At 45.8% G+C, this 1377-nt stretch carries 1 pseudogene; it reads left to right on the top strand.

Annotated features, from left to right (window positions below):
* Positions 1-65: 65 nt before the first annotated feature.
* Positions 66-1222: pseudogene (locus tag LZ24_RS16960) on the top strand (IS3 family transposase); the annotation flags it as partial.
* Positions 1223-1377 lie beyond the last annotated feature (155 nt).

Genomic DNA, 1377 nt, shown 5'->3' on the forward strand with positions numbered 1-1377 from the left:
TATAGTGGACCCAGTTTTCAGGACAGCAATTTAAGCTTACATACCTCACAGAAATGGAGGTAAAAATGAGCCAGAGCAAAAAGCGTAAAATCCATAGTCCTGAATTTAAGGCCAAGGTAGGCATTGAGGCCCTTCGGGGAGTAAAGACAGCCAATGAGATTGGTCATGAGTATGGTGTCCACCCGATTTCCGTAGGGCTTTGGAAAAAAGAGATTCAGGAACAGGCAAAAAAACTTTTTGAAACCAAGCGTGGTCCAAAACCAGCAGCTGTTGCCCATCAGGAGCCAGATGCTCTTTATAGCGAAATAGGTCGGCTGAAAATGGAGCTTGACTGGCTCAAAAAAAAATCCGGGATGAGCCTGCCTTAATACGTCAATCCTGGATAGATCCAGAGGACGAACTGCCCATTGTAACGCAATGCAGCCTGAGCGGTATATCCAAATCAGCGCATTACGCAAGGCAGAAAAGCAGGCCAGCAAACAAAGAAGACCTTCTTTTCAGCCGCCTGATTGACGAAGAATACACAAGGCGTCCATTTTACGGAAGCCGAAGGATGGTATACGTTCTCAAAAAAAATGGCCACGCAGTGGGGCGTAAACGTGTTCAGCGCCTGATGCGGGAAATGGGACTGGCCGGCATGATGCCTGGGCCAAACACAAGCCGCAGAAAGCCCGGTCACAAAATTTATCCCTATCTGCTACGGGGTGTGCCAATTGTGAGGCCCAATCAGGTCTGGAGTACAGACATCACCTACATTCGCCTGCTCAGTGGGTTTGTCTATCTTGTTGTAATCATGGACTGGTATAGCCGCAAGGTTCTGAGCTACAGAATCAGCAATACCATGGATACTGCATTTTGTATCGATTGCCTTGAAGAATGCTTAAGAAATCATGGGAAACCAGAAATCTTTAATAGTGACCAGGGTTCACAGTTCACAAGCCTTCAATTTACAGGAATTTTGAACCGGGAAGAGATTACAATCAGTATGGATGGACGCGGTCGGGCATTTGATAATATTTTCGTTGAAAGACTCTGGAGAAATGTCAAGTATGAGGATGTTTATCTTAAAGATTACAGAACTATACCTGAATTGGCTCTTGGCCTGAAAGCGTATTTTACATTGTATAACGGTGAACGGCCTCATAAGGGTCTGGGGGATAAGATTCCAGATGATGTATACAGAACCGGTGAAGGCGGCGGAGCAATGATCATTGATAAGTTTTCTCAAACAGTGGGTGCCCCCCCTGGTAAAATAGGGCCAGGGGGAACACCCACTGAAAAAACCAATCCGGGACAGTCTGATCCTGTCGAGGATATAATTGAGTGTGTAGCTTAAATTCATGGACTTTTAGTCTTGACTTAGGGGTCCACCTTACT

The sequence above is a fragment of the Desulfobotulus alkaliphilus genome, assembly GCF_007830435.1.
Classification (GTDB): Bacteria; Desulfobacterota; Desulfobacteria; order Desulfobacterales; family ASO4-4; genus Desulfobotulus; species Desulfobotulus alkaliphilus.